Genomic DNA, 25,051 nt, shown 5'->3' with positions numbered 1-25,051 from the left:
TGAGCGCCGGGCTCTAAACGACGGGGGGGGGCGGGGTGCCGCCCCGGTACCACGTGCGGCAGTACCGGGACTTCCTGGTCGGGGCGTTGCCGCTCCGCGGCAAGGCCACCGCGTCCGGGTTCGGCGTGCTGCCGCGCGGCTCCGTGTCCCGGGTCGAGGGAGAACTGCTGCGCTTCTTCGTGTACTGGAAGCAGAGCGAGCGCACCACCGACTACGACCTGTCGGCGGCGCTCCTGAACGCCGACTACTCGACCGCATCCTGGTTGTCGTACACCAACCTGCGCGGTGTCGAGGGCGAGCACTCCGGCGACATCACGGACGCTCCCGACGGGGCCTCGGAGTTCATCAACCTGCGCCTGGGTGCTGTGCGCGCGGCCTGCATCGTGCCCCAGGTCAACATTTTCTCGGGAGAGGGCTTCGAAGAGGTCGAGGAGTCGTTCTTCGGGTTCATGCTCCGCGAGGGCGAGCAGAGGGGTCGGCCGTTCGAGCCGCGCACGGTGCGCATGAAGTCGGAGCTGCGGGGTCCGGGCCGGGTCGCCCTGCCCCTGGTCTTCCTGCGCGGCTCCGACGGCCGATGGCGCGCCAAGTGGCTGAACCTCTACCTGAAGGGCGCCCCTTCGTCGAACAGGGTCGAGAGCAACCGGGTGACGGTCGCGACGCTCCTGCGCGGCATCGTCGAGTGTGAGCAGCTCACCGTGCGCTACCTCACCGAGCTGATGGCCGGCAGCGCGACGACGATCACCCCGTGGGACGGCAAGACGGTCCCGGCGGGGCCCGTCACCTACATCGGCCTGGAGCGCCCCGCCGGACTGCACCCGCGGTCGCGGATCATCACCGCGGAAAACCTGCGCGACCTGATCCCCGACTGAGTGCTAACGTGATCGTGGCGAGGCCATGAAGGGGCTTCCTTCTCCACACTCCTTGAAATTAGTCCCTTCGCTTTCCTCGCCACCGACTTGCGGCGTCCGGCCGCCCCGCCTGTAGCGGGGCGGCCGGACGCCTTTTTTCTGCATACCGCCCGCGCGGGCCACCGCGAGTGATCGACCGACTCCGGCGGGGGCCGGGCGGCCCGCGGGTAACGCGGCGCTGCCGGCCGTACGGGAAGCGGCGCCGGTGCGGGGTCCGGTCCGACGGTCCGTGCCCGGCTGTGGGGATTCTCTGCGGACCGGCTGCTCAGGCGCTGGCGGGGCTGGCGTCCTCGGGGGACTTCGGGGATTCGGGGGTCTCGTTGCGGACGGCGGCCGCGGCGCCGACCTCGGCCTCGGGGCGGGGGATGCGGTGCAGCCCCTTGCGGTCGTAGAGGCGGGTGATGGAGAAGCCGAAGAGCAGTGCGGCGACAAGGGCGACACCCATCGCGCCCCACGCCCGGGTCAGGCCCGCGTCGGCCTGGGCCCCGTAGTAGAGCAGGGAGCGCAGGCCCTCGGTGATCTGGCGCAGCGGCTCGAACTTGGCGAGGACGCGGAAGAAGCCGGGGAGGGCCTGGACGGGCACGGTGGCGCCGGAGGAGGGGACGGCCATCGCGACGAACACGATGGTGGCCAGCAGCATGCCGGGGGTGCCGAAGGCGGCGAACAGGGTCAGGCTGCCGATGCCGACCACCGCGACGGTGGCCACCGAGTAGAACCACAGCAGGCCGAGGTGGGAGGCATCCATGTCGAGGATGCCGACTGTGGCGACCTCGACCAGGGAGCCCATGACCACGGACAGGCCGAGCATGAGCACCATGCCGATGGCCAGGGTGCGGACACGGCTGGTGTGCCGGACGGGTTCGCGCTTGCGGAAAGGGCCGAAATCGGTGTGCAGGTAGCCCAGCGCGGTGTCGACCTGGGAGTTGACCACGTTGGCGCCGAGCATGCCGCAGACGACCAGGACGAGTGCGTAGTAGAAGGCGCTCAGGCCCATGGCGCTCCGGGAGCCGACGGGGTGGCCGTCGGCGACGTTCACGGTCACCGGATCGGCCAGCTTGAGCTGGGCCGCCGTCGGGAGCGGGGTCTTCTGGGCCGCGGCCTGCTTGAGCAGTTCCTGGCCGAGTTGGGCGGATGCCGCGTGAGCGGCCTTCTGGGCGGCCTGGGAGGACATGGAGGAGCCGATGCTGCCTGCGGGCTGGTTGGTCAGCACGGTCAGGGTCGGCGGGGCGGGCCGGCCCTGGGGCGCCGGCTGGGGGGCGGTGAGCCCGGTCACCGTGGCGGAGAAGTCCTTGGGTATGACGAGGGCGCCGAAGACCTTGCCGCGGCCCAACCGCCTCTCGGCCTCCTCGCGGCTGACGACCTGCCAGTCGATGCTCTTGTCGCCCTCGGCGGCCTTCTGGATCCCCGAGACGACCTGCTGTCCCAGATTGAGGTGGCGGCCGCCCGCGTCGGCGCCGCTGTCGGTGTTCACCAGGGCCACCGGCAGGTCGCGCAGGTTGCCTCTGGGGTTGACGTTGCCGCCGACATAGAGCAGGGCGAACAGTATCGAGACCACTGCGGCGATGAGTCCCGTTCCGATCCACAACCGGGGTCGGCGGAGCACGGAGGGGGGCGTGGGATGAGGCATCGATTCTCCGGTGCGGCTGCGTTGCGATTCCTGAGCTGGATACCTGAGGTATCCAGATACTGGATACTGGCAGTATCTTGTTGTGGTGTCCAATCACCGACGACGGATACCGGACCGCATGACCAGCAGGGAAGCCGCATGAAGATCTCGGAGCTCAGCCGGCGGACCGGCGTGCCGGTCGCCAGCATCAAGTACTTTCTGCGCCAGGGTCTGTTGCCCGCGGGGCGGGCCACCGCCGCGACCATCGCCGAGTACGGGGAGGAGCACGCGCAGCGGCTGCGGCTGATCAAGGCGCTGACCACGCTCGGCGGCCTGTCCATCGCCGCCACCCGTGACGTGCTCGGGGCCGTCGACCAGGCGCACACCTCCGACGGTGCTCTCGGAGCGGTGAGCTACGCCCTGCCGGTGCCGGTGGCCGCCCAGCCTGCCGAAGACCACGAAAAGGAAGCCGAGGCGGACGCGACCGCCGGGGCCGAGGTGGCGGAGCTGCTTGCGGCACTGGACTGGCAGGCGCCCGCAACCTCACCGCACGTGAAGGGGCTGACGGCGGCCCTTCGGGAACTGCGGCGGCTGGATGCGCAGTACGCCCCGGGCGAGCTCACCGCCTACGCGAGACTGGCCGAGTCGGTGGCCCGGTTGGACCTGGAACGCGCGGCGGGCCTCGACGACCCGGTCGCTCTGGCCGAGCGGGCGGTCATCGTCTTCGCGATCTGCGCCCCGGTGTTCGAACTGCTGCGTCGGCTGGCCCAGGAGGACCAGGTCCGCCGCAGAGCGACAGCCGAGCCGCAGGCGACGCCGCCGGGTCCGTAGCGCTCCGTAAGCGCTCGCACGGAGGGCACGGCCACCGGCCGTCGTCGGCCGGCCTTCCCCGGCGGAGGGGGACGGCGATTGCGGTACCGAGAAGTTCGCCGGCGGAGCCAGGCCCGGGTAGGGGAGGTTGTAACGTGTCATCCCCGGCGAACTCGACGCCCGCCGAGAGGCGGACTGGTCGCGCTGCGCCCCCGACTGGCGGGCACGTCGTGGTGCTCGGCTCTCCCCTGAGGGCAGCCGAGTAGGCGCTGGGCGAACTCACCCGCGGGGACCGGCGGCGGGGCGCACCCGCTCCGGTCCGTGTTCCGTTGACCCCCACCGGCTGCAGGAGGACTGTTTCATGACTGACCGGCCCTTGACGCTCATGGCAGTGCACGCCCACCCCGACGACGAGGCCACCGGAACCGGAGGGGTTCTCGCGCGGTACGCGGCGGAGGGCATCCGCACGGTTCTCGTGACGTGTACCGACGGCGGTTGCGGTGACGGACCGGGCGGTGTCAAGCCGGGCGATCCCGGGCACGATCCGGCGACGGTCGCCTTGATGCGCCGGCAAGAACTCCGGACGAGCTGTGACGTCCTGAAGGTCAGCGATTTGGAGATGCTGGACTATGCCGACTCCGGGATGATGGGCTGGCCGAGCAACGCCGCCCCCGGAGCCTTCTGGCAGACTCCCGTAGCCGAGGGTGCCGCCCGACTTGCGGAACTCATGCGGCACTACCGGCCCGACGTGGTCGTCACGTACGACGAGAACGGCTTCTACGGCCACCCCGACCATATTCAGGCCCACCGCATCACGATGGCGGCGCTGGAGATGACCGCGCTGACACCGAAGGTGTACTGGACGACGGTGCCCCGCTCGGGGATGCGGCGGTTCGGGGAGATCATGCGCGAGTTCCAGGAGGACATGCCGGAGCAGGATCCCGCCGAGGCCGCCGCGTTGGCCGAGATCGGCCTCCCCGACGATGAGATCAGCACGTGGGTGGACACCACCGCGTTCAGCGGCCAGAAGTTCGACGCGCTGGCCGCACACGCCAGTCAGGGCGAGAACATCTTCTTCCTCAAGATGGGCAAGGAGAGGTTCGGCACGTTGATGGGCATGGAGACCTTCGTGCGTGTCAAGGACGCCACCGGTGCCGCCCTACCCGAGAACGATCTCTTCGCCGGACTGCGCTGATCCGCCCGTCCGAACCGACGGCTCGCGGCCGCAGGGCGCCGAGGAGCCGAGGCCACGACCGGCCGGCCGGCACGCGGGATCGATGACAGGTGCGCCGGATACCGGTCGGCGTCAGGCGGGGTGCGGCGGCCGGCGCGGATCGGACGCGCAGCGAACACAGGTGGTCGCCGCCGGACGGACCTCCAGGCGTTCGGGCGGAATCGTCCCGCCGCAGCCTTCACACCGTCCGTACTGTCCCTGTTCGAGCCGTTCCAGCGCCCGGTCCAGTTCTTCCAGGTGTTCCCGTGCCCGCGCCAGCAAAGTGGCCACGTGGGCCCGCTCGAAGGCGGTGCTGCCCCCCTCCGGGTCGTGCTCGTCGTCGACCGCCACCAGGGCGTTCGCCGCGACGATCCCGTCGAAGTCGCGGCTCAGCGCGGCAGCCCGCGCGAGGGTGTCGGCCCGGTCGGCTGCGAGGAGTTCGCGGGCGGTCGCGAAGGTGGACGGGGCGTGCTCGTCATGATCTGCCTGAGTCATGTTCGGGACAGCGCCTTCACCAGATCGTCGCGGGTCATGTGCGAGCGGCCGGGCACATCGGCGGCCGCCGCCTTCTTGTAGAGGTCTGCCTTCGACAAGTCGGTCAGGTCCTCCTTCGGGGCGGAACGGATCCGTTTCTTCGCCGCCGGCTTCTTCCCGGCCGCGGTCTTCCCGGAGACCGTGGCCTTACCACCCGTGGCCTTCGGACTTCCGGCACGCTCGACACTGGCCCGCAGGGCGTCCATGAGGTCGACCACCCCGGTCGGCTCCGCGGCGGGTTCCGCCTTGTCCACCGTCTCGCCGACCTTCTTGGCCTCGATGAGGGCCGCGACCTTCTCCTGGAACGTGTCGTAAAACTCTTCGGGTTCCCAATCCATGCCCATGGCCCGGATGAGTTGCTCGGCCATCTTCAGTTCCTTGTCCGAAGCCTTTGCCTTCCCGGGCAAGGTGTCGATCTCCTTCCTCGGATCCCGGATCTCATCCGCCCAGTGCAGCGTGTGCAGCGTGAGGAGGCCGTTCTCGGCCTTGAGGGCGACCAGGTACTCGTGCTGGCGCATGACGAAGGTGGCGATGCCCGCCTTCCCGGCCCTGGCCAAGGCATGCTCCAGCAGGCTGTAGACCTTCCCGAACTCCTTGCCGCGCGGGCCGAGGTAGTAGGTCTTGTCGAAGAAGATCGGATCGATCTCCGTCAGGTCGACGAACCCGGCGATGTCCAGCGACCGGGAGCGGCCCGGTGCGATGTCGTCGAGTTCCTTCGGTTCGACCAAGACGTACTCGTCGCCGGTGTCATAGCCCTTGACGATGTCCGTCAGCTCGACCTCGTCACCGGTGCGCTCGTTCACTCGCCGGTTGCGGATCCGGTCGGACGTGCCGCGCTGGAGCTGATGGAAGTGGACGGTGTGGCTGTCGGTGGCCGTGTAGAGGCCAACCGGCAGGCTGACCAGCCCGAACGACAGATTCCCGGCCCACACGGGACGCGCCACAGCCGCCACCTCCTCCAGCTTCCCTTGTCCAGCTCACGGCGCCTACCCGGCCTGTACCACCCGATGTCGCTTCCATGCCGTCGAGCAGGCCGCCCGCGGCGAGTACGAGGCGGCCGTAGGTCGTCGGGGAAGGCGGTCTCGCCACTCTCCCGCGAATCATACAATTGTTCGGTTTTGGAGATCGGCGCTCCGTTCAGTGACCCGTGCGGGCGACCGCTACGCGCTCTCCGCCGGCGGGGGCGGCGCCGTCCGGGGCTGGACGTGGACACCAGTCGCTGCCCACGTGTCCTCAGCGGTCACCGCGGCTCCGTCCACGACGTCGCGGGCACCCCCGACGGCAGCTGTGCCATGCCCGGAGCGAGCTTCGAAGAGAGGAAGCGGGCTCAAGGCGTGCTGCGCGGAAGTGAAGGGGTGGCCATACGTTTCCTCTCGATCTTCTGATCGTTGCGCAACCGTGGGAATTCATCCTGGCCGGGCATCGCTGGAGACAGCGCCCTCGCGGCTCATCAGCAGACGGCTCGCTCTCGGCTCCGTGCTGGGGCTCGCGCCGACCGTGTGGGCGCCGGCGGCACGAGCCTCCGAACGGGTCCGCTCGGTAGCGGGGATCATCGGCTGCGAGCGGTGGGGGGCTCGGCCGCCTGCCGAGGACGTGGTCGTACTGGCTTCGCCGCCGCGCCGGATCGTGGTCCATCACACGGCGACGAGGAATCTGGAGGATTTCTCCCTCGGCCGGGCCGTCGCCCTCGCCCGGGCGGTCCAGGACCTCCACATGGACACCCGCGGCTGGATCGACACGGGCCAGCACTTCACCGTCAGCCGGGGAGCGTACGTCACCGAGGGGCGTCACCGCAGTCTCGCCGAGCTGAACGAGGGCCTGCGGCAGGTGCGTTCCGCTCATTGCGTCGGGCAGAACGACGTGGCGGTGGGTATCGAGACCGAGGGCACCTACACGGGCGTCGAGCCGCCCCCGCAGCAGTTCGAAGCCCTGGTGGAGCTGTCTGCGTACGTCTGCGGGCGGTACGGGCTGGATCCCGCCGAGATCTGGGGGCATCGGGACTTCAACGACACCGCCTGCCCCGGCGACCGGCTGTACGCGCTGCTTCCCCGCCTGCGTGACGAGGTCGCGGCCCGCCTCGCGGCCCGCCTGCACTGACGGCTTTCGCGAGGCCGCAGGACCGGGAGCGCGGGGCCTTCGCGCTGGGGCCCGGTCGACGGCCGTGACCGCGTGGTGGCCCGCCTCGGTGCCGGCGGGCAGGGCGGAGTGGCCCCGGGTGGCGGGGGCTGAGTAGCGCCTTCCAAGAGCGGGCGCGACCCCGTGTCGCGGGGGTGGGCACCTGGCAGCGGCTGCGCGTTGACGAGTCGAGGCCTGGCGGCTCGGTCACCCTGCCGCTCGCCTGACACTGGGGGTATGGCAGAAGGGCCCGGACCCTTGAGGATCCGGGCCCTTCCGGGTAGTAGCGGGGACAGGATTTGAACCTGCGACCTCTGGGTTATGAGCCCAGCGAGCTACCGAGCTGCTCCACCCCGCGTCGGTGAACCCCACCCTACGGCACCGCCGGACCATCCCCTGACCAGTCTGGCGTTCCGCCGCCCGGGGTGGGGGAGAGGCGATCGTGCTCCCGGGCGGGGCGGAAGCACCGCGGACCGTGCTTGCCCCCGCGGCGTGGCCGCAAGGTTCTTCGCGGCGGCGGGGTGGCGACATCCACGCCCCCATGGAACTGCCCTCCCGGACGGGACGTTGTGGACCGAAAGGGGCAGGGTCCGCTTCGCCAGGCCCTCAAGCCGGTCGTCGGCCTGGGAGACCGTGGCACGCCGGTTCGCCGCGCTCGGCACGCGATCTACCAGGGCATCGAGCCCGGTGCGGGGGTGGTCTTCCGCGGCCCGGACCGCGTCATCGCCACGATGACCTTCGACTTCGACCCGAAAGGCCGCATTTCGGCCATCCGCAACGTGGCCAACCCGGACAAGCTCCACGCCGTAGCCGACGGCACTCGACACGAACTCTGCTGCACCGCCCGATCGGCGTCGACGCCTGATCCCCGCTCACGCCTATGAGCGCGAGGACCTCGCCGTCGGCGACGGTACGGGCGGGAAAACGCGTTGAGGAACGGTCACCGGGGCTGGTAGCTTCCAGTCGACCGTGACACCAGCCGAGGAGGTGAGACCCATGAACGCTGTATCGATGTGGGTGCTCCCCCTTGCCGTCACGGCCGGTGATTGACACAGCTGTCGCCGGGAGCGCCTCGACAACAAGGCACTCCCGAAGGGCAACACCTCATGCACTCCATGCAGTTCACCGCCGAGTCGTCGTCCGGCGACATGCTCGAACGCGACTTCGTCGTGGACGGTGCCCCCGGCGTCCTCTGGTCGCCGGCCGCCGACGTGGCCGATCGCGCCCCCCTGGTCCTGATGGCCCACGGTGGCGGCAACCACAAGAAGCACCCCGCGATGTCCGGCCGCGCCCGTCTTCTCGTGACCGGCTGCGGCTTCCACGTCGCGGTCATCGACGCGCCCGGTCACGGCGACCGGCCGCGCACGGCACACGACGAAGCGGAAATCGCGGAGCTGTTCCGGGCGCGGGCGGCGGGCGAGCCGGAAGGCCCGATCGTCGTGCGCTACAACGACCACCTTGCGAAGCTTGCCGTGCCCGAGTACCGGGCGACCCTGGACGCCCTAGGGGAACTACCGGAGATCGGCGCCGACGGGCCGGTCGGCTTCTGGGGCATCAACATGGGCACCGCGATCGGCGTACCTTTCGTGGCGGGCGAACCCAGGATCGCGGCTGCGGTCTTCGGGCAGCACTGGCCCGACGTCCTGGCCGAGCATGCGAAGAAGATCACCATCCCGATCGAGTTCGACTTGCAATGGGACGACGAGCACATCTCGCGCGAGGAAGGTATCGCGCTGTTCGACGCCTTCGCCTCGAAGGAGAAGTCGTTGCACGTGAACTCGGGCAAGCACAAGGAGCTGCCCCGGTTCGAGGCCGACAGCGCGGTCCGGTTCTTCGCCCGGCACCTCGGCCGGCCGATCACCTCGCCGGCCTGACAGCCCAGCCTCGGGCCATTCGACTGGATCACGCGTCGCCGGCGCAGGATTTCGAAAGCTGCGGACCGATCCGGTCGGCGTTGTCCTGCGCGCCGACGATCCGCTGGCCCGCCGCGATGGGCTGCGGCTGGCCGAACTGCGCGACCGCCGCTGGTTCCAGTTTCCGCAGGGCACCGATCCCATCTGGCAGTCGTACTGGAACGGTGGCAGGCCGCGCGAGGGACCAGTGGTGCGCGCCGTCCAGGAATGCCTGCAGGCTGTGCTGTGGAACGGCACGGTCGGTCTGGCCCCGCTCGGACACAACCTGCCCGCGGAGTTCACCGTGGTACCGCTGATCGACATAGCGCCGAGCCGGGTGGTGGCGGTGTGTAACGAAGGAGACACCAACCCCCTGCTCCGATCATTCATCGAAATCGCCACAGGCGCGTACCGCCGCTGAGCACCGGCAACGGAGCTGCCAACAGCTCGTGAACAAAGCCCCCGGTACAGCTACACCGCAACGGAAATCGGCCTGCTCCACGCTCTTGACAGGACCGGCCCTGCCGTTCGCCGGCCAGATGATAGAGGTCATAGGCCTGGACTGCTCCGAGCCGGCGCATGGAAGTCGCCGAGGAAGAGCACGTCGGGTGTACCGGTTCACGGATCCGCCTTGTTGCGGGGCGCGGTCCACCGCCGTCAGTGAGATCCGCAAGGACCTCGGCCGGTCTTGCGTGAACCGGCGGCCTCGCCCTGACGGACGGTGAGGTGGCCGAGGGCCTGGGCGACTCGTTCCGATCCCGACCGGGCCGAAGAGGTCGACCCACCGACGACGGCTTGACACCGGAGCCGGCACATGGATTCCGAAGTCAGACCGGCGTATTAGGCTGCTGGGCGAACACGCATCACCGCGGGGGAATCAACATGAGTGACGACAAGCTGCCCGAACCGGCTCAATTGCCGTTGACGCCTGACGAGCTGAAGAAGCACAACTCTCCCTGGGCCGGCGGGATGACCAAGGCCCCGCCTGCTGACAGTTACCACGACCCGCTCGTCCCGGTCCCTCTTCAGCAGACCCCGTTTCAGCAGCCGTACCCGTTTCTCAAGCCGGCCCCCAAGGCCGGGCCGCATCAGGACGGCGAGGTCCTGAGGATCGAGCCGTCCATCCTCACCAAGGCCGCCGGCAGCGCGGACGAGATCCACACCGCCTTCACCAAGCCCGCCGCCGCACTCGAAGGACCCGCTGAGGCGGCGGCGTCGGCCATGGGAGGCTGGGAGACGGCCTTCGCCCTGCGGGCCGCCCACAAGCAATGGGAGACGCAGGCCGGCACGGTGGCGGGTTGGCTCGCGCAGATCGCGGAGAGCCTCCGGATCGGGGCACGGGACTACACGAAGACGAACCACGAGATCGAAGAGGCGTTCCGGGGGATCAAGCCCCGCAAGTCGCTCTTGGAGGGACTCTGATGGCCTCGTTCTACCGGGAGATCCTGGATACCGACCTTGGGCCGCTGCAGAAGCTTGCCGACCAGTGGCGCACCTCGCACGAGGCGATAGGCAAGCTCGGCAAGCGGGTCCACGACGAGATGCTTCAGCCGCTGCGGGACAAGGGCTACTGGGAAGGCGCGGCGGCCCCGTACGCCTGGCGGATGATCGACGACATCGAGCGCCAGCTCGACGATGCCACCAAGGTCGCGGAGGCCGTGCTCGGTGTCCTCGACGACGCCCTGGGCGAACTGAAGAGCGTAAAGACCGAACTCGAGGCAGCGGTCAGGCGCGCCGGCGAGCGGGGCCTGCACGTCGACTCAAGCGGCGCCGTGTCGACGTCCATGATCCACGGCGAGTGCAAGGTCATCGAGAAGGGGTCCGACGACGCGAAAGCGATCGAGACGGCCCAGCGGGAGCTCGTGGAGATCGTCAAGCGTGGCATAGCCGCCGACCAAAACCTTTCGTTCAGCCTGATGTCGGATATCGGCCTCGGCGAGTGGTTCAACGCCAAGCCCCAGCACCAGAACATCGACTCCACCAACACGATCGGCTACGAGGAGTACAACGAGCTCAACCGCGCCATCCAAGGCAAGCCCCCGTACCAGCTGCCCAACAGGGAAGACCCGTACGACCTGGGCTTCGGATGGCTCCTCGGCGAAGGGCCGCGTGACCGACACTACGAGGCCGGGGACGAGATGACCGAGCTCATCCGCCAGAGCGAGAGCATGAAGAAGCTTCGGACGGACACCCTCGACGAGTGGCGCAAGGAGGGCAACGCATCGGGCACGGTCCACTACTCGATCTCCGACGGCGGCAAGATCGGCGCGATCGAAAAGCTGATCACGACGGACATCCCCGCCATCGTCACCGGGGACCCGAAGCACCTTGGCGAAGCCTTCACCGGCTCCTACTCCCTGGACTACGACGTGCGGGGACAAGACCCCGACGGCTCCCTCGTCGTGCAGTACAAGTTGAAGAACGCCACCAGCAACGAATCGTTCCTGCACTTCATCGGCTACTACGACTGGCTCAAGAGCACGAACCGGGACGAGGGCGTCCTCTCCACCGTTCGCCAGGAGATCACCTGGACCGAACGTATCCCGGCCGGAGGGAAGTAACCCATGAACCGCCCCCTGCGCGCGCTCGCCATGGCCGTATCCCTCTCCCTGCTGACGCTCCAGCTGACCGCGTGCGGTGCCTCCAGCGCGTTCGAGCCCTGCATCCCGCCCGAAGCCACAGCTGCGGGCGGCAGCGAACTCGCCGGCGTCTATCGAGGAAAACACGACGCGGAGGGTGTCACCCTCACACTCTCGCTCACCCCTGGCCAGAACGGCGGCACCCTGACGGCGGAGAATTGGCCGACCGGCAACTACTACCGGGCGGAACTGGGAGCCACCTTCAAGGGCTCGGGCACCTGGGAAATCGACACCCCCTCGAACCCCAAGGACCATCCCCTGGTCCACCTCTACTTCACCCAGCCGCACGACTGGATGTCAGGTGACACCATCGACCGCCTGTCCGTCGCCATGGACTCCACCAAGACGGTCCTCTACGAGAATTCCGACCCTGACACGTGCCCGGACTTCCGCCTCGACCTCACCAAGACGGACTGACACATGAAAAGGACTTGGGAAGGACTCGTTGACCGGGGCTCTACGCCGACCGGCTACTGAGCCGATACGCCCAGGGCCGCCGACTCACGGCTCTCGAGGACGCCGAGGTACGCCGCGCAACCGCCGCAGCCACGGCCGCCGCCCGGGACACCCCGCTCAGCCGCAGCTCGGCGGCACAAGCCGGCCGAGCAGACCTGGCCGCACTATCGGGTTGCGCAGCGGTGACGCCCTCGCCGCCGCCGTCCTCGCCGCAGCCGCACCGGCCCCCATGGCCATGTGACCGCCGACCCCAGAACGTGTACAAGCTCGGTGCGCCATCGGCGGGCGATGATGCTGCTCGCGTCGGCCGGCGGGAACCGTGTCCCGGTGATCGCCCAGCTGGTCCACGCCGACGAGGACACGGTGCGGGACGCGATCCACCGGTTGGACGAGATCGGTCTGGCCTGTCTGGACCCTCGATCGGAGGGAGGCCGTCCCCGCCTGATCAGCCCTGACGACGAGGACTTCGTCGTCCAGCCGGCCACCACCCGCCCCACCAAGCTCGGCCAGCCCTTCACCCGATGGTCGGTCCGCGAACTCGCCGCCTACCTGCCCCGCGTGCACGGACGCGTCATCCGTATCGGCCGTGAAGCCTTATGGTTCCTGCTGTTGCGCCGCGGCATCACCTTCCAGCGCACCAAGACATGGAAGGAGTCGCCCGACCCCGAGCGCGACGCCAAGCTCGACCGCATCGAGCAGCACGTGCTGGAGCACATCGCGGACCGAGTCTTCGCCTTCGGCGAGTTCGGGCCCCTGGGCATCAGGCCGACCACAGGCTCCTGCTGGGCGAGGCAGGGCAAGCCCGACCGTCTGCCGGCGACCTACCGCCGCACGCACGGCGGGACCTACTTCCACGGCTGCTACTCCATCGGCGACGACCGGCTGTGGGGCTCAACCACCGCCGCAAGGGACCGCCAACACGCCGGCCCCGCTGAAGTCGATCCGCGCCGCCCGACCCGACCATGCCCCGATCCACATCATGTTGGACAACCTTTCCGCCCGCACCGGCGCGGGCATCCGCCGCTGGGCGAAGAAGAACAAGGTCGAGCTGCGCTTCACCCTGACCTACGCTTCCTGGGCCAACCCGATCGAGGCGAACTTCGGCCCGCTGCGGCAGTTCACCCCGGCCAACTCCAATTATCCGAATCACACGGTGCGGACCCGGGCGCTGCACGCCTACCTGCGTGGCGCAATGCCAATGCCCGCCGCCCCGACATACTCGCCGCACAACGCCGGGAACGCGCTCGCGTCCGCAGCGAGAAGGGCATTCGCTGGGGCGGACGCCCCCTCGCCGCCGCAGCCCGAGCACGTGGGGGAGCCCGCCGTGCCCGGATGTGGAGATCAGACAGCGGCCAGCTTCTTCGCCATGACCCGCTCCCTGCCCACGCCATCGGGCAGAAGATCGCCGGGCTCACCCGTGTCCGTGAAACCGTGCCGCTCATAGAGCGCGGTCGCCTTGCGGTTGTCCGGCATGACGGACAACCGCAGCATCGTGGCACCGCCCTCCGCCGCCCACCGCTCGACCGCCTGGATCAGGCAGTCACCCACGCCCTTGCCCCGAGCCGTGGGATTGACCCACATCGAGATCAACTCCACGTTCTCTGCTCCTTCGCCCGGCACTCCGCTGGCGATGCCCACCGGAAGGCCGTCGAGGAGCGCGATGAGATCGTGCGCGCCAGGAATCGACAGACGGGCACGCCAGCGTTCCTCTTGGTCGCCGGAGCCCTGCCACTGGGCCAGCGTCGACCCGAACGCGTAGGGCGCCTCAGCAAGCGCGGCCAGTCGCAACTCCCGCCAAAGGGGCCAGTCGTCTGCTTCCAAGGTGCGTAGTTCAAGCATGATGCAGACCCTGCCCGCCCGACGGGGCAGGCGGCAAGTTGATTAAAACCACACAAACCAGGTCGTTCAGCCCTGCGACCAGTCGGAACCGGGGAGCGGTGGTTGCTCACGCACCCGCAGACCACGAGACCTCGGTGAACCTATCCGGTCACGGCACTAGGAGGAGCAGGCTCGCCGGCCTGGAGGCAGGCGACCGGCGCAGCGGGTGCAACCGCGGTTGTCACTGCCAGAAGATACGTTCGATGACGATCTGGGGGTCGGCGGTGCGGTGAGTGAAGGTGTAGCGGAGCCAGCCGTGGCCGTAGTCGAAGTACAGGATGTGCGCGCCGCGGGGTTCGGTGGAGCGGGCGGGCTCGATGCTGATCTTCGCGGTGTCGAGGTGGTCGTCACGGTACGGGTGGCGGGAGGTCTTCAGTTCGGTGACGGCATCGATGATCAGATCTCGCACGCGGGTGGGCAAAGCGTCGCGGTACTCGGCGGCCAACTTGGTCCAGTCCGTGGCCCAGGGCGGGCCGGTGAACTCAGCGCTCACTCGCCCGGCCCGAGCGAAGCCACCTGGTGGTGGATCCGGGAGGCTTCTTCCAAGAGATCCCTGGCTTTGTCCGGGTCGGCGCATTCGGCGGCCCGCTGCTCAAGATCACGCACGTGGTGGTCGAGATCGGGATCCCGGGCGAGGGCGTACTCACCCCACCAGCGCGCCAGGAACGCGGGGGCGGCGCCGATGTCGTACGTGTCGGCGACCCGAGCCCGCCAGTTTGCCTCGAAATCGGCCAGCAGCTGTGGGGCGTGCGCGGCGATCGCGGCACGCAACGCGGGAATGCTGCGCTCCGGCATAGCTGGGACGCGTTGGGAGGGCCCGGGGGCGGTGGTCATGGTCCTATCCTCTTCCACTCGTCGCCCTCCACGATAGTGCGAGGCCCCGCGGGATGTCGCGATTCCTGCTGCGACTGGTCAGTCGTGGTTCCCAATAGTCCGCGAGTCTCAGGGTGTGGGGCATGAGAGTGGGGAGTCCGTCGGGTCCGGCGAGTTCGGAAAGGCAGAATCGGTTCGCTCGTCGTCTTGGCCGGACCGTGACGGTCCGGCAGCGTCACTGTGCCTTATCGAGGGGAGCGCGGGCGTCCTCCGGCTGGGACCCACGCCGGACAAGAGCACACCTGCGCCGTCCTGGCGGCGCGCGGCTGCTCGCCGACCCATTGGGCGGCCAGGGCGTCGGCGGCCTGAAGGCGGCCTGAACGGGACTGCACGCCCGGACACCCGGCGTCACGGCGTCGCCGTCGGAGGCGCGTCGATCACGTCACGGCGGACGACGACCTACAGGTGGATCACGCTGTGGATGCCGCAGACTGACGCGACAGCTCGTTGGCACGGAGTCCAGGAGGAACGGCATGTCGTCGCTTGACGACCTCGACGACGGAGTGGCCGGAGGTCCAGCCGTTTCGGATCGCCATGGTGGGCCGACCTGCGGTGATGAGCCGGCGCCCCCGCTCTCCGACTTGCACGACCCGGTGGGCGGCGCGGATGTGCATCCGCCGTTCGAACGCCGCCAGGTCGTCGCGTGGCTCCCGGCCCACAACAGGATCGGAGTGTCGACGGGGCCGACGGTCGGTCGGTCGCTGGTGGAGTCCGGTGCCGGGGGCGCCACACGGCGGTTCCGCCTCGATGACCCGCGGTCGGTCTTGGTCGAGGACGCCGAAGGGGAGGACTGGTTATCGGGCTGGTCTGCCCGAGCTGGACACACTGTCGTCCAGGTGCGGCGGAAGCGACTTCGAGGTTGTCAGCGGCGCGCAGCGACAACGTTTCCCGTGGAAATGCGACGGGCCAGGGGTCCACGTCGGACGCCTGGCCGGTCGTGTGGCTCAGCGGGTTCTACAGCTGTGGTTGCGGCATCCGCTGCCAGCTGAACGGGCCGTAGGTTGTGCCGGTGACGGCGTAGTTGGTGTTCGGGTCGGCCGTCAGTTTCAGCCATTCCAGCGGAATGGTGCTGCCGTGCACGACGATCCGGTGGAAGTTCGAGACGTTGTAGTAGGGGTGCTCGTTCCATGCGTTGTCACCCGGGTCGTGGGCGCATACTCCGGCCCCGGTGGCCGGGTCCGTCTCACCGGTGCACGTCCCCGTCGGCGACAGCGGGTTGTCCGAGCGGTACAGGTGCGAGTCACCGTTGAGCATCAGCACCGGACGGCGGAACTCGGTCGCCTTCGCCGCGACCTCGCTGATGATCGGCTCGTAGTTCGTCAGGTGGTCCTTTGTCTTGCCGTCGAGGTCCCACATATCGGCCTGTGCCGTGATCACCACGGCCTTGGCGTGCTGGGCCGCCGCGTGGGCGAAGGCGGCATCGAGCCAGCGGACGTCGGCCGCGGTCCGGTTGGTCCGCTCGTCGGTCTGCTCCTGAGTGGCGGTCGGCACCTTGTACCAGGGGTCGGCGTCGTTGTTCGAGCCACCGGGCACGTTGATGGTCACGAAGACGATGTCGTTCTGTGCCCACCTCACGTTCTCGACGTATTGTGCGTCGCCCGGGTGGCGCGCGTCGTAGTCGGTGGCCTGGGACACCACCTTCAGTGTTCCGCTGCCGAGGGTGCGGCCGGGCTGCGCGAAGAAGTCCTGCCGGACTTTGGCCAGGTTGTCGAGCGGATTGCCACAGTGGTAGCTGACGCAGTCCGCCGTGTTGGTCGACAGGCCACTCGTGCCGATGTAGTCGGTCGCGCCCGAGGCCGAGTCGTAGAAGCCGCCGCCCTGACCGGGCGAGGTGAGACTCGATGCCTTGTGGCAGTCGGCCCACTCGTTGTCGCCCGGCGTGTAGACGAGCGGCTTGGTCAAGGTCTGCCACACGGAGGCGATCGAGGCGTCGTGGTCCTCGGTGCAGAACTCTTTGCCCGAGTGGATGTCGCCCACGTGGATGGCGTCGCTGATCGTCGGGTCACTGTTGATGGTGCCGATGAACGCGGGGGTCTTCTGGAACTGCGAGGTGTCGGCGGTCTGGCCCGCGGGCGCGTACGCCGATCTGCCGTACGGCGAGTCGCCGAACACAGCGAGTGTCACCGGGCTGTGGGCTGCCGAGGCTGTGGCGACCGGCCCCACCGACCCCAGGGAAACGGCGAGAGCGACGGCAACGAGCGTGATAGACCCGCGTCTTGGCATGAGTCCCTCTTTCAGGTCCGGTTCGAGGGGGGCGCTTCAGTGAACTGATCCTCAGCAAGCGCGACATGGCATCAATGAGGGCCTGGAGATGACGAAACGGTGAAATTCCGGCCGCGGCGGCAGGCCGGATCGCTCTGTGCATGACTCCCGGGGCCACAGGAGCCTTCTCTATACTTTGCAACCCGGCTGGGGAGTGCACCTTGTGTCTGCGTAGGCCGCGATCTGCGATCGGTCTTCAGTCGCTTTGCGCTGCCGGTTCCGCCGTGGCCCCGGCCGAGCGGGACTATTTCGCCTCTTCGGCCGGTGAGCCGTGCCACCTCTTGGCTCGCGGCCTTAATGCCGGTGCGCGCTGCGCTCGGCATGATGCGAGCGGTGTTGATTCCGCGGTGAAAGCCGGCGGCCGTGCGGGTGATCCGCCTGCCGGGGGGCTCCGGCCGGTGTGCTGGGTGCGGCTACAACCGTGGCGTGATCAAGGACCTGATGTGGCGCGGTTTTCCCGCGTTCGCCCTCACTGCCCTGCCACTTCTCACCACCGCCGGCGCCTGCCACGCCCGCCGGACGCCCCCCGGCTATGACCGGCGCCCGTCTTCGCTTTGCTCCGCAGCGAGGCCCTCGGTGACTTGACCGGAAGATAGTTAGCCGCCATATTACTCCTCATGAGTGACGAGGATGCGAACCCCGGCGCCGCGCCCACGATCGAACAGGCGCGGAAGCAGATCGCGCGGTACGGGCTTGACGCCGACCCGCAGGCGGTGCTCGTCGCGGTGCGCCTGATGGCTGCCGGGGCGCGCCTCGACCGGGCGTCCGAAGTGCACTTTGCGCGTTCCGGGCTCTCGACCGGGCGCTACCGCCTCCTGGTGGATCTCGAGGACAGCGACGGGGAGAAGTCGCCGTCGCAACTCGCGAAGAGTCTTGGCGTCTCACGCGCCACAGTGACCGGCCTGGTTGCCGGCCTGGAACGCGAGGGTCTGGTGGCTCGCCACGCCTCCGCGGAGGACGGGCGGGGCGCAGTGGTCGTACTCACAGCGCGCGGCGGCCGACGGCTGCGCGATATGGCCGCGGACCACTTCGCGCGGCTTGAGGAGTTGGTCGGTGGACTGGCCGCCGACGAACGCGGGCTGTTCCTCGACCTCCTGGAGCGGATCACTCGCCGAATCGGTGCATTGACTGCCGAATAGGTACGGCATCACTCCCGCGTGATGACAGCCGTGTCGACCGCACGGCACTTTCTCATACCCTCATAGTTAGCCGCCTAAGTAAATAGTTAGCCAACTAATTATCTTTGGAGTTGTATGAGTCCCCCTCATAAAACCGCCCCGCGAGATTTCGCGACGCGCCCGTTCACCCTGTGGAAGGAAGTCGCGACCGCGTACCTGGCCCCCGCGGTCACCGCCGGGCTCGGCGGATTCCTCAGCGGGCGGCCCGAACTGACCAGGGCCGCCTTTACCTCCATCGGGGCCACATCGGCCCTGGTGGCCTGCTTCGTCGGCGCGTGGCTGCACCACCGTGGCCGACCTCGACGCTGGACAACCTCGGCGCCCCGACCGGTACTCACACTTGCACTTGCCATTGCGGCGGCCGGAATCGGCGGCCTTGCCGGGTGGTTCGGAGGCGACTGGCTGCCGTCGCACACACCGGTGCCCGACGCCGCATGGCTGGAGCGGCTGCGGATCGACTTGCCGCTGTCGGCCGCTCTGGCCGCCGCCATCGTCACCTGGCGGTGGCACGGCACGACATCCCGGCGACAGGCCTGACCCAGCCCTTCCCCCCCGATTCTCCGAAGCTCTCACCCACGAAAGGCAGCACACTGTGATCACCATCATCGGAGCCACCGGTGCCACCGGCGGCGCTCTGCTCCGGCGGCTCACCGAACTGGAAGTCCCCTGCCGCGCCGTCAGCCGCACCCCCGACGATCTGCGCGCCGTCATCGGCACCGACACGCCCGTCGAGATCGTCGGTGCGGACGCCGCAGACCCTCAAACGCTCCGCGACGCGTTCGAGGGATCCACGCAACTGTTCCTCGCCATGGCCAACAGCCCGCGTCAAGCCGAGCTGGAAACCAACGTGATAGATGCCGCAGCCCAGGGCGGGGTACGGCATGTGGTCAAACTCTCCGCCCCGGCAGCAGAGCCCGCCTCACCGGTGGCCATCTCGCGCGGCCACTGGCGGGTCGAGGCACACCTGGCGAGAACCGATATGACGGCTACGCTGCTCCGACCGTACGCATTCATGCAGAAGCTGCTCCTGAACGCCCCGGCGATCGCCGAGGGCGTACTCATCGGGGCCATGCGCGAGGCACCCTGCAATTACATCGACGTCCGGGACATCGCCGACGTCGCCGCCGAAACCCTCCTGCGCCCCAGCCTTGCCGGCGCCACCTACACCCTGACCGGCCCGAGGGCCTTCAGCCACCCCGAGCTCGCCCGGCTACTCGGCGAGCTGACCTGCCGCCCCGTCCGCTACATCGACCTGCCATCGAACGAGTTCCACAGCCACCTCGTGTCGACCGCACATATGCCGTCCTGGCTCGCCAGCCACGTGGTAGAGATCCAGCAACTGGCCAACGAACGCCCGGAATCCCCCAACGACACCGTCGAGACCATCCTCGGCCGCCCCGCCAGAACACTGCGTACGTTCCTCCGCGAACATCTCCACACGTTCACCCAGACCGCCTGATCGACGGCGCTACCGTCCGCTCCCGCCCCCACCCTTCCGGGTTGGCGGTGGCCGGCCTCCCCGGGTGGGGCGGCCGGCCACCGCCATGCCATCGTTCATGTACATACTCGACAACCCTGGCTTACCTCGTTGTCCCCAAGGCCGCCATCCCCGTCCACCTGCGCGCCACCGGTCAACTCCTCACCCCTGCGGGCGACCAGATGACCCAGCTCATCGGCGCGCCCAACGCCGGGGCCCTCATCACGCCGGCCCGTGCACCAAAACCCACCCGCCCCGGCCATGGCCGGCCGCTCGGCTCGAAGGACCGGCGGCCCGTCACCCGCTACGACGTCGGGCGGGGGTCCTACACCCGACCCGCACACCACAAGAAGGGGACAAAGCCCTGGCGGAGTTCGAGGGTGGCTTCGGCGGTGAGTCTGCGCGTTATGAGGTTGATCATCGCGAGCTGGATCATTGCCTCGGAGCGGCGGGCGGACGGGCTTCGTAGGCGCGGGCGAGTCGGGTGGTCCATCTTCTTCCTGCCGGCGGGCGAAGTGAGCGTAGACGGTGTTCCAGTGCGGGTAATCGTGCGGAAGGTAGCGCATGCGATGCCCGTCCGGTTCACGTAGAGCACCGTGTCACCCGGAGCCTGGGATGAAACAGGATCAGGCAGAGCAGACGCGGCCTGGCAGCCGCTCTCGCGGCATGAACCACGCCAACCTGAGCGGCCCCGACCGACCGCAAACCCATGCCAACCTGCGCGCATCCTCCAGCCCGGCGGCCCGCTCACCCCGAGGAGATCAACCCGCGCGGGCGCCTGGTCGCCGGCGCGTCCTGCTGACCCGCCGACGACCGCGAAGAGGCCAAGATCTTCCTTGGCGCCTACCGCTGTACCGCTACCCGGTTTCAAGACCGTGACAGCGCACACCGGTTTCGTCGCTACGGGACGGTGATGACGACCTTGCCCCGGATGTGCTTGCTCGCGAAGTCGGACACCGCCTGCGGGGCGTCGGCGAACGGGTAGGTGGCGCCGATCTCCACCCGCAGCCGCCCGCCGGCCGCGCGGGTGGCCAGGTCCTCCAGGTCGCCCGGCTCGGCGGTGAAGCTGCCGATGTAGACGCCGGTGACTCCGCGGCCCAGATCCTCCGGCCCGAAGAGCGGAGAAACCAGCCGGCCCCCGTCACGGACCGCGCGGGCCGTGCTGGAAAGCGCGTCACCGCGATTGATCAGGTCGACCACTACGTCCACCCCCTCCGGGACTTGGCGCAGCGTCTGCTCCGCGACGTCGCCCGCCTTGTAGTCGATGGTGCCCTGCGCACCCAGCCCGCGCATGTAGTCCGTGTCCTCGGGGGTCGCGGTGGCGAACACCTTGGCGCCGAGCGAGGCGGCGAGCTGTACCGCATACAGGCCGACACCTCCCGTGGCACCGACCACCAGCACGCTCTCCCCGGCCGCGAGGCCGACCGCGCGCAGCAGGCACTTGGCCGTCATCCCGGACTCGGGGATGGCTGCGGCGTGGGGCGTGGCGAGCCCGGCCGGCCGCCTGGCGAGGTGCGGACCCACCGCGACCACGGTGTACTCGGCAACGGCCCCCGCTTGACCGGTGAAGGCCAGGACGGGGTCACCCGGGGCGTAGTCCGTCACGCCCTCACCGAGTTCGGCGACCGTACCCGCGACGTCCATCCCCACGACGAGGGGGTGCTCGACGGGGAAGACGTCCTTCATCGCACCCCTGATCAGCGCGAGGTCCAGCGGGTTGAGGGCTGCGGCCTCCACCTTGAGCAGCACCTCACCGGGACCTGCGACGGGCTTCGGGAGGTCCGTGACGTTGACCCCGTCGAGCGTCGTGTACTCGCGGGCTACGAGAGCCTTCATCCGGGAACTCCAGTCTGGGCGTCAGCGCGGAACATGCCGCGTTCACTTCTACACCCTCACGCCCCTGAACCCGGGTGAGCGGGGGCGGCGCGGCGGATCACGGGCAGCCGGAGGGATCAGCCGAGTCGGGGCACCGGACCGGGTACCAGGACGAGTCGGCATTCCGGTGACTACTGCCGACCCGCAGGGGCGGCTACCGCCCAGCCCTGGCGGCGGGCTGCGCGGGCGGCTTCGATGCGGTTGCGGGTGCCCGTCTCGCCGATGGTGAGTTGGGCGTGTGGCGGTGCGGCTTGGGCGTCATCGGCGCATGACCGCTTTCTGTACTGGTGGAGCGTGGTTTCTCGTTGCGTGATGGCGACTGCCCTGCGAGGACGCACGTGACACGGCGAACGTCCCACGCTCGCTCGCCGACCCGGCCCGCGGAGCAGTGCGCCCGGACGGCACGGGGGGCGGTCGTGGGACTGCGGACCAGTCCGGTCGTGGAAGCCCTGGTGCTCGCCGCGGCGGACGAGGAGCCGGAGGTCGCTGAAGCGGCACGGAGAGCCTGCACCATCTGGCGGCATGACGGCGTCGTCGGCGGGAACCTGTTGCCGAGGCTTGCGCCGAAGGGTCAGGACCGGGTCCGGGCGCTGGGCGTCAAAGTCCGCAGTCCCTGGTGACAGGCGCGGCGTTCCGCTAGCGGCCCTGTCCCCGTTGGATCTCGAAGTGGTCGATCCGCTCACCCGTCTCGGCCAGCGCGCTGACCTTCAGCTTCGGGTAGCGGCCGGTCTCGACCTCCACGGCGAGGAACGAGTAGTTGGTGTACCGCACCCGCGACCACTCCACCGTCTCGGTCGCCTTCGTGCCGCCCTTGACCCACCGGTAGGTGTCCACGCTCTCACGGTCCGCGACATGACCCTCGTACGAGTCCGGCACAGGGAAGCTGTACAGCGAACGCCCGGCCGCACCGGCCGTGACGTACACGATGCCGTCCTGCGTCGGGTCGGTGCGCTCACCGATCGGGACCTTGCGCCCGACCTTGCTGCCCTTGATGGCGTCGGTGCGCTCGTACACGTGGTTGTGGCCGTTGATGACCAAGTCCACCTGGTGCTTCTCGAACAGCGGCACCCACACATCGCGCACCCCGCCCTCCGAGGCGTGCGAGCTGGTGGTCGAGAACGCGCAGTGGTGGAAGAACACCACGATGAAGTCGACGTCGCGGTCGTGCCGCAGCTCGCCCAGCCGCCGGTCCAGCCACGCGGTCTGCTTCCCGCCGCTGATCCCGAAGTTGGCGGGTATCTCGTACGAGATGTCGTTCGCGTCGAGCGCGACGACCCCGACGTTGCCGTGCACGAACGAGTACACGCCGGGCTGGTTGACCGGGTCGGGGCCGTTGCCCGGCAGGGACCAGCGGGCGTTCTGGCCGCCGTAGCCCTGCGGCGAGTACCAGGCCTCCATGTCGTGGTTGCCGGTCGTCACCATCCACGGCACGGTCTTGGCGACCGTCTCCGTCTGCGCCAGGAACTGGTCCCACGCGCGCGCGTCGTAGGTGTCGCCGGAGGTCCCGGAGCCGGAGGAGTCGGCGTAGCAGATGTCACCGGCGTGCAGGTGGAAGGCGGGGTTCTGGGCCAGCAGCACCGCGTCGTTGCCGAGTGCGTGGTAGCTCACACCCTGATCGCCGAAAGCGGTGAAGACGAAGTTCTCGGCGCGCGAAGGCGCGGTGGTGAAGGTGCCGAGCGTGCCCAAGTTGCGGTGGTCCGCCGGGTCGAAGCCGTCGTGCCCGACCCCGTAGTAGTACGTCTGGCCTGGCCGCAGCCGGTCCAGGCCCACGTGCAAGTAGAACTGCTCGGCCGCGGCGATCTTGCCGCCGTTCAGGACGGGGGTGCTCAGGTGCCGCACCTCGGCGTCGATCTTCACGCTCAGCGCCCAGGGGCTGGTGCCGACGCGCAGGTAGGGCTTCTTCACCGCGAACGGAACCTGCCAGGAAACCCGCATCTGCGTCTTCGGGTCGGCGCCGTACTGCAAGTGCCGCGCGAACGGCGCGGCCAGCGAACCATCGACACCGCGCCGTGCGGTGGACACCAGCAGGGTCGGGGCCGCGTAGGCGGGGGAGGCCGCGCCGGTGCTCAGGCCGACCCCGGCCCCGACCGCGGCCGCGGTCACGGCACCCGCACGCAGCGCGCCGCGCCGCGTGAACTTCGAGCGCAGGTAGTCGTGCTGCTCAGCCATGCTCATCCGTGAGGCGAGCTTCTCAGGGATACCGAAATCAGGAAGGTCCATGGCGCGAAACATCCTCGCCCAAGACGACGCGAAACCCACCGGGACGTGAACGGGGGTGGTACGAACTCCCATGAGACTCCCCGGGATTCCCCAAGCCGCCACGAGCACGACGACGACTTCTGGCGCGGTTCCGACGAGCGGATCGCTTCCTCGGAGGTCGGCAGGGACGCGCCGGGGAGAGTGGGCATGCGGTATTGCCGCGCCGACCGCTGGGCTGCCAACATGCGCGCGTATCGCCCTCGGCGTCCGCGAGCAGTTCCGTGTGGGCGCCGCGTTGGGTGATGCGTCCGCTGTCGACCGCGAGGAGCCGATCCGCGCCGACCACGGCGGACAGCCGGTGGTGATCGAGTCCCGCAAACCCTGAGCGCCTGGGCGTGACCGGACGGGCGGTACACCTGCACTGCCGGCGACACAGTCGAGGGCGCGGCTCTCCCGCAAGCCCGGCACCTGGCGCTATACGTGGGACACGGAGAACCGCCTCACCTCCGTGACCACCCCCGACGGAACCCGCTGGAGGTACCGCTACGACCCGCTCGGTCGCCGCGTAGCGAAGCAGCGCCTCGCTGCCACGGGGAGAGCATGGTCGAGGAAGTCCGCTTCGCTCCGGACGGCCACCCTGTGCGAACAGACCGGCTACCAGCCGACCGTCGCGGCAGCGGCGGTGCACACCGTGGCGAGAGTCCTGGTGAGCGTCACGTGGACAGATCTTTTCGTCGTCTACTTCAGGAGGCTGCCGAGGCCGGTGGCGTTGGCGTTGGCCGGCGCCGGGGACAGCCCGGAATTGAGGCCGGTCACCTGCTGCTTGGCGTCACGGACGGTCGGGGTCAGGAAGCGAAGGGACAGCAGGTTGTTCAGGTTGAGGGGCCCGGCCTGAGCGCGCGGGCCGGGCCCCTCGGCGGCCTGTTCGCCTGAGAGATCGATCACGCTTCCGCCAGGCCGTGCACGACCTCCTCGACCGCTTCGCCCAGGGTCGGGTGGGCGTGCACGCCGCGGGCCACCTCGTGGACGTGCGTCTCACCGCCCGGTGAGCGCCGGCTCGGGGCGGCAGCTCTGTGGCGTCGTGCCCGATCAGGTGGACGCCGATGGTCTCGCCATACGTGACGTCGCCGATACGC

At 69.1% G+C, this 25,051-nt stretch carries 22 protein-coding genes, 1 tRNA gene and 6 pseudogenes; 16 read left to right on the top strand and 13 right to left on the bottom strand.

From position 1 onward, the window contains the following. Window positions 1-83: 83 nt before the first annotated feature. Window positions 84-869: pseudogene (locus ACFVXJ_RS25900) on the top strand (TerD family protein); the annotation flags it as partial. Window positions 870-1,173: 304 nt separating this feature from the next. Here ACFVXJ_RS25900 and ACFVXJ_RS25895 read toward each other — a convergent pair. Further along, window positions 1,174-2,535, bottom strand: a complete 1,362-nt coding sequence (locus ACFVXJ_RS25895; RefSeq protein ID WP_389665163.1) for a YhgE/Pip domain-containing protein — start codon at window positions 2,533-2,535, stop codon at window positions 1,174-1,176. 138 nt (window positions 2,536-2,673) lie between these two features. On the opposite strand from ACFVXJ_RS25895, the gene ACFVXJ_RS25890 reads away from it, so the two are divergent. Together ACFVXJ_RS25890 and ACFVXJ_RS25885 are read left to right on the top strand one after the other, a co-directional pair. Continuing rightward, on the top strand, window positions 2,674-3,345 hold the full coding sequence (locus tag ACFVXJ_RS25890) for a MerR family transcriptional regulator (RefSeq protein WP_389665161.1): 672 nt from the start codon (window positions 2,674-2,676) through the stop codon (window positions 3,343-3,345). 340 nt (window positions 3,346-3,685) lie between these two features. Then, window positions 3,686-4,519 (top strand): PIG-L family deacetylase, encoded by an 834-nt coding sequence (locus tag ACFVXJ_RS25885; protein WP_389665159.1) that lies wholly within the window; start codon window positions 3,686-3,688, stop codon window positions 4,517-4,519. A gap of 111 nt (window positions 4,520-4,630) precedes the next feature. Here the strand turns inward: ACFVXJ_RS25885 and ACFVXJ_RS25880 are convergent, their stop codons facing one another. Further along, entirely contained in the window at window positions 4,631-5,032 is a 402-nt protein-coding gene (locus ACFVXJ_RS25880) for a TraR/DksA family transcriptional regulator (RefSeq protein WP_389665157.1), read from the bottom strand. Beyond that, on the bottom strand, window positions 5,029-6,015 hold the full coding sequence (locus ACFVXJ_RS25875; protein ID WP_389665155.1) for a Ku protein: 987 nt from the start codon (window positions 6,013-6,015) through the stop codon (window positions 5,029-5,031). The genes ACFVXJ_RS25880 and ACFVXJ_RS25875 overlap by 4 nt, the downstream gene beginning before the upstream one ends. A 454-nt stretch (window positions 6,016-6,469) precedes the next feature. Between ACFVXJ_RS25875 and ACFVXJ_RS25870 the strand changes: the two genes are divergently transcribed. After that, a complete protein-coding gene (locus tag ACFVXJ_RS25870) occupies window positions 6,470-7,168 on the top strand; it encodes a peptidoglycan recognition family protein (RefSeq protein WP_389665153.1) in 699 nt (232 codons plus the stop codon). 302 nt (window positions 7,169-7,470) lie between these two features. Here ACFVXJ_RS25870 and ACFVXJ_RS25865 read toward each other — a convergent pair. After that, window positions 7,471-7,544: transfer RNA gene (locus tag ACFVXJ_RS25865), tRNA-Met, on the bottom strand. A 211-nt stretch (window positions 7,545-7,755) separates the two neighbouring features. Here ACFVXJ_RS25865 and ACFVXJ_RS25860 point away from each other — a divergent pair. The 7 genes and pseudogenes from ACFVXJ_RS25860 to ACFVXJ_RS25830 form a co-directional block, all read left to right on the top strand. After that, on the top strand, window positions 7,756-8,070 hold the full coding sequence (locus ACFVXJ_RS25860; RefSeq protein ID WP_389665151.1) for a hypothetical protein: 315 nt from the start codon (window positions 7,756-7,758) through the stop codon (window positions 8,068-8,070). A gap of 222 nt (window positions 8,071-8,292) precedes the next feature. Next, window positions 8,293-9,060 (top strand): alpha/beta hydrolase, encoded by a 768-nt coding sequence (locus tag ACFVXJ_RS25855; protein WP_389665149.1) that lies wholly within the window; start codon window positions 8,293-8,295, stop codon window positions 9,058-9,060. Between the two features lie 52 nt (window positions 9,061-9,112). After that, window positions 9,113-9,499, top strand: a pseudogene (locus ACFVXJ_RS25850) (LysR substrate-binding domain-containing protein); the annotation flags it as partial. A 461-nt stretch (window positions 9,500-9,960) separates the two neighbouring features. Next, window positions 9,961-10,500 carry a WXG100 family type VII secretion target gene (locus tag ACFVXJ_RS25845; RefSeq protein WP_389665147.1) on the top strand — a complete coding sequence of 180 codons (540 nt, stop codon included), beginning with the start codon at window positions 9,961-9,963 and terminating at the stop codon, window positions 10,498-10,500. Next, on the top strand, window positions 10,500-11,639 hold the full coding sequence (locus ACFVXJ_RS25840) for a hypothetical protein (protein WP_389665145.1): 1,140 nt from the start codon (window positions 10,500-10,502) through the stop codon (window positions 11,637-11,639). Before ACFVXJ_RS25845 ends, ACFVXJ_RS25840 begins: the two co-directional genes overlap by 1 nt. Window positions 11,640-11,642: 3 nt before the next feature. Further along, window positions 11,643-12,134: a hypothetical protein gene (locus ACFVXJ_RS25835; RefSeq protein ID WP_389665143.1), complete on the top strand. Its 492-nt coding sequence runs from the start codon at window positions 11,643-11,645 to the stop codon at window positions 12,132-12,134. Window positions 12,135-12,425: 291 nt separating this feature from the next. After that, window positions 12,426-13,475 (top strand): annotated as a pseudogene (locus tag ACFVXJ_RS25830) (IS630 family transposase); the annotation flags it as partial. Between the two features lie 39 nt (window positions 13,476-13,514). Here ACFVXJ_RS25830 and ACFVXJ_RS25825 read toward each other — a convergent pair. The 4 genes from ACFVXJ_RS25825 to ACFVXJ_RS25810 all read right to left on the bottom strand — a co-directional run bounded on the left by ACFVXJ_RS25825 (window position 13,515) and on the right by ACFVXJ_RS25810 (window position 17,048). After that, entirely contained in the window at window positions 13,515-14,012 is a 498-nt protein-coding gene (locus tag ACFVXJ_RS25825; RefSeq protein ID WP_389665212.1) for a GNAT family N-acetyltransferase, read from the bottom strand. Between the two features lie 220 nt (window positions 14,013-14,232). After that, a complete protein-coding gene (locus ACFVXJ_RS25820; RefSeq protein WP_389665141.1) occupies window positions 14,233-14,544 on the bottom strand; it encodes a hypothetical protein in 312 nt (103 codons plus the stop codon). Next, entirely contained in the window at window positions 14,541-14,885 is a 345-nt protein-coding gene (locus ACFVXJ_RS25815) for a hypothetical protein (RefSeq protein ID WP_389665139.1), read from the bottom strand. The genes ACFVXJ_RS25820 and ACFVXJ_RS25815 overlap by 4 nt, the downstream gene beginning before the upstream one ends. A 993-nt stretch (window positions 14,886-15,878) precedes the next feature. Further along, complete coding sequence (locus tag ACFVXJ_RS25810) at window positions 15,879-17,048, bottom strand: hypothetical protein (protein WP_389665137.1); 1,170 nt, start codon at window positions 17,046-17,048, stop codon at window positions 15,879-15,881. Between the two features lie 755 nt (window positions 17,049-17,803). Between ACFVXJ_RS25810 and ACFVXJ_RS25805 the strand changes: the two genes are divergently transcribed. The 3 genes from ACFVXJ_RS25805 to ACFVXJ_RS25795 all read left to right on the top strand — a co-directional run bounded on the left by ACFVXJ_RS25805 (window position 17,804) and on the right by ACFVXJ_RS25795 (window position 19,823). Next, window positions 17,804-18,325, top strand: a complete 522-nt coding sequence (locus tag ACFVXJ_RS25805; RefSeq protein ID WP_389665136.1) for a MarR family winged helix-turn-helix transcriptional regulator — start codon at window positions 17,804-17,806, stop codon at window positions 18,323-18,325. 114 nt (window positions 18,326-18,439) lie between these two features. Next, window positions 18,440-18,901 (top strand): hypothetical protein, encoded by a 462-nt coding sequence (locus ACFVXJ_RS25800; RefSeq protein ID WP_389665134.1) that lies wholly within the window; start codon window positions 18,440-18,442, stop codon window positions 18,899-18,901. 55 nt (window positions 18,902-18,956) lie between these two features. After that, window positions 18,957-19,823: an NmrA family NAD(P)-binding protein gene (locus ACFVXJ_RS25795; protein ID WP_389665132.1), complete on the top strand. Its 867-nt coding sequence runs from the start codon at window positions 18,957-18,959 to the stop codon at window positions 19,821-19,823. A gap of 512 nt (window positions 19,824-20,335) precedes the next feature. Here the strand turns inward: ACFVXJ_RS25795 and ACFVXJ_RS25790 are convergent. Both ACFVXJ_RS25790 and ACFVXJ_RS25785 read right to left on the bottom strand, forming a co-directional pair. After that, window positions 20,336-20,442 (bottom strand): annotated as a pseudogene (locus ACFVXJ_RS25790) (transposase); the annotation flags it as partial. A 299-nt stretch (window positions 20,443-20,741) separates the two neighbouring features. Further along, complete coding sequence (locus ACFVXJ_RS25785; protein WP_389665130.1) at window positions 20,742-21,677, bottom strand: NADP-dependent oxidoreductase; 936 nt, start codon at window positions 21,675-21,677, stop codon at window positions 20,742-20,744. A 455-nt stretch (window positions 21,678-22,132) separates the two neighbouring features. On the opposite strand from ACFVXJ_RS25785, the gene ACFVXJ_RS25780 reads away from it, so the two are divergent. After that, the gene (locus ACFVXJ_RS25780; protein WP_389665128.1) at window positions 22,133-22,336 is read left to right on the top strand and encodes a hypothetical protein; all 204 of its coding nucleotides are present in this window, start codon (window positions 22,133-22,135) and stop codon (window positions 22,334-22,336) included. 16 nt (window positions 22,337-22,352) lie between these two features. Here the strand turns inward: ACFVXJ_RS25780 and ACFVXJ_RS25775 are convergent, their stop codons facing one another. Further along, the gene (locus ACFVXJ_RS25775) at window positions 22,353-23,936 is read right to left on the bottom strand and encodes a purple acid phosphatase family protein (protein WP_389665126.1); all 1,584 of its coding nucleotides are present in this window, start codon (window positions 23,934-23,936) and stop codon (window positions 22,353-22,355) included. A 412-nt stretch (window positions 23,937-24,348) separates the two neighbouring features. Here ACFVXJ_RS25775 and ACFVXJ_RS25770 point away from each other — a divergent pair. Next, window positions 24,349-24,603, top strand: a pseudogene (locus tag ACFVXJ_RS25770) (RHS repeat domain-containing protein); the annotation flags it as partial. Between the two features lie 50 nt (window positions 24,604-24,653). On the opposite strand, the gene ACFVXJ_RS25765 reads toward ACFVXJ_RS25770, so the two are convergent. Together ACFVXJ_RS25765 and ACFVXJ_RS25760 are read right to left on the bottom strand one after the other, a co-directional pair. Further along, window positions 24,654-24,860 (bottom strand): hypothetical protein, encoded by a 207-nt coding sequence (locus ACFVXJ_RS25765; protein ID WP_389665124.1) that lies wholly within the window; start codon window positions 24,858-24,860, stop codon window positions 24,654-24,656. Beyond that, a pseudogene (locus ACFVXJ_RS25760) lies at window positions 24,857-25,047 on the bottom strand (dihydrolipoyl dehydrogenase); the annotation flags it as partial. The pseudogene ACFVXJ_RS25760 and the gene ACFVXJ_RS25765, both read right to left, overlap by 4 nt. Window positions 25,048-25,051: the final 4 nt, after the last annotated feature.

The sequence above is a fragment of the Streptomyces sp. NPDC058279 genome, from assembly GCF_042881255.1.
Lineage (GTDB): Bacteria > Actinomycetota > Actinomycetes > Streptomycetales > Streptomycetaceae > Streptomyces.
This window is presented reverse-complemented; position numbering and strand designations above follow the sequence as displayed.

Excerpts from the sequence above, each read along its gene's own strand:
- ACFVXJ_RS25895 (WP_389665163.1), bottom strand. The coding sequence starts at position 2,535 with ATGCCTCATCCCACGCCCCCCTCCGTGCTCCGCCGACCCCGGTTGTGG.
- ACFVXJ_RS25885 (WP_389665159.1), top strand. The coding sequence starts at position 3,686 with ATGACTGACCGGCCCTTGACGCTCATGGCAGTGCACGCCCACCCCGAC.
- ACFVXJ_RS25805 (WP_389665136.1), top strand. The coding sequence starts at position 17,804 with ATGAGTGACGAGGATGCGAACCCCGGCGCCGCGCCCACGATCGAACAG.
- ACFVXJ_RS25890 (WP_389665161.1), top strand. The coding sequence starts at position 2,674 with ATGAAGATCTCGGAGCTCAGCCGGCGGACCGGCGTGCCGGTCGCCAGC.
- ACFVXJ_RS25845 (WP_389665147.1), top strand. The coding sequence starts at position 9,961 with ATGAGTGACGACAAGCTGCCCGAACCGGCTCAATTGCCGTTGACGCCT.
- ACFVXJ_RS25800 (WP_389665134.1), top strand. The coding sequence starts at position 18,440 with ATGAGTCCCCCTCATAAAACCGCCCCGCGAGATTTCGCGACGCGCCCG.
- ACFVXJ_RS25785 (WP_389665130.1), bottom strand. The coding sequence starts at position 21,677 with ATGAAGGCTCTCGTAGCCCGCGAGTACACGACGCTCGACGGGGTCAAC.
- ACFVXJ_RS25825 (WP_389665212.1), bottom strand. The coding sequence starts at position 14,012 with ATGCTTGAACTACGCACCTTGGAAGCAGACGACTGGCCCCTTTGGCGG.
- ACFVXJ_RS25880 (WP_389665157.1), bottom strand. The coding sequence starts at position 5,032 with ATGACTCAGGCAGATCATGACGAGCACGCCCCGTCCACCTTCGCGACC.
- ACFVXJ_RS25855 (WP_389665149.1), top strand. The coding sequence starts at position 8,293 with ATGCACTCCATGCAGTTCACCGCCGAGTCGTCGTCCGGCGACATGCTC.
- ACFVXJ_RS25840 (WP_389665145.1), top strand. The coding sequence starts at position 10,500 with ATGGCCTCGTTCTACCGGGAGATCCTGGATACCGACCTTGGGCCGCTG.
- ACFVXJ_RS25815 (WP_389665139.1), bottom strand. The coding sequence starts at position 14,885 with ATGACCACCGCCCCCGGGCCCTCCCAACGCGTCCCAGCTATGCCGGAG.
- ACFVXJ_RS25775 (WP_389665126.1), bottom strand. The coding sequence starts at position 23,936 with ATGGACCTTCCTGATTTCGGTATCCCTGAGAAGCTCGCCTCACGGATG.
- ACFVXJ_RS25835 (WP_389665143.1), top strand. The coding sequence starts at position 11,643 with ATGAACCGCCCCCTGCGCGCGCTCGCCATGGCCGTATCCCTCTCCCTG.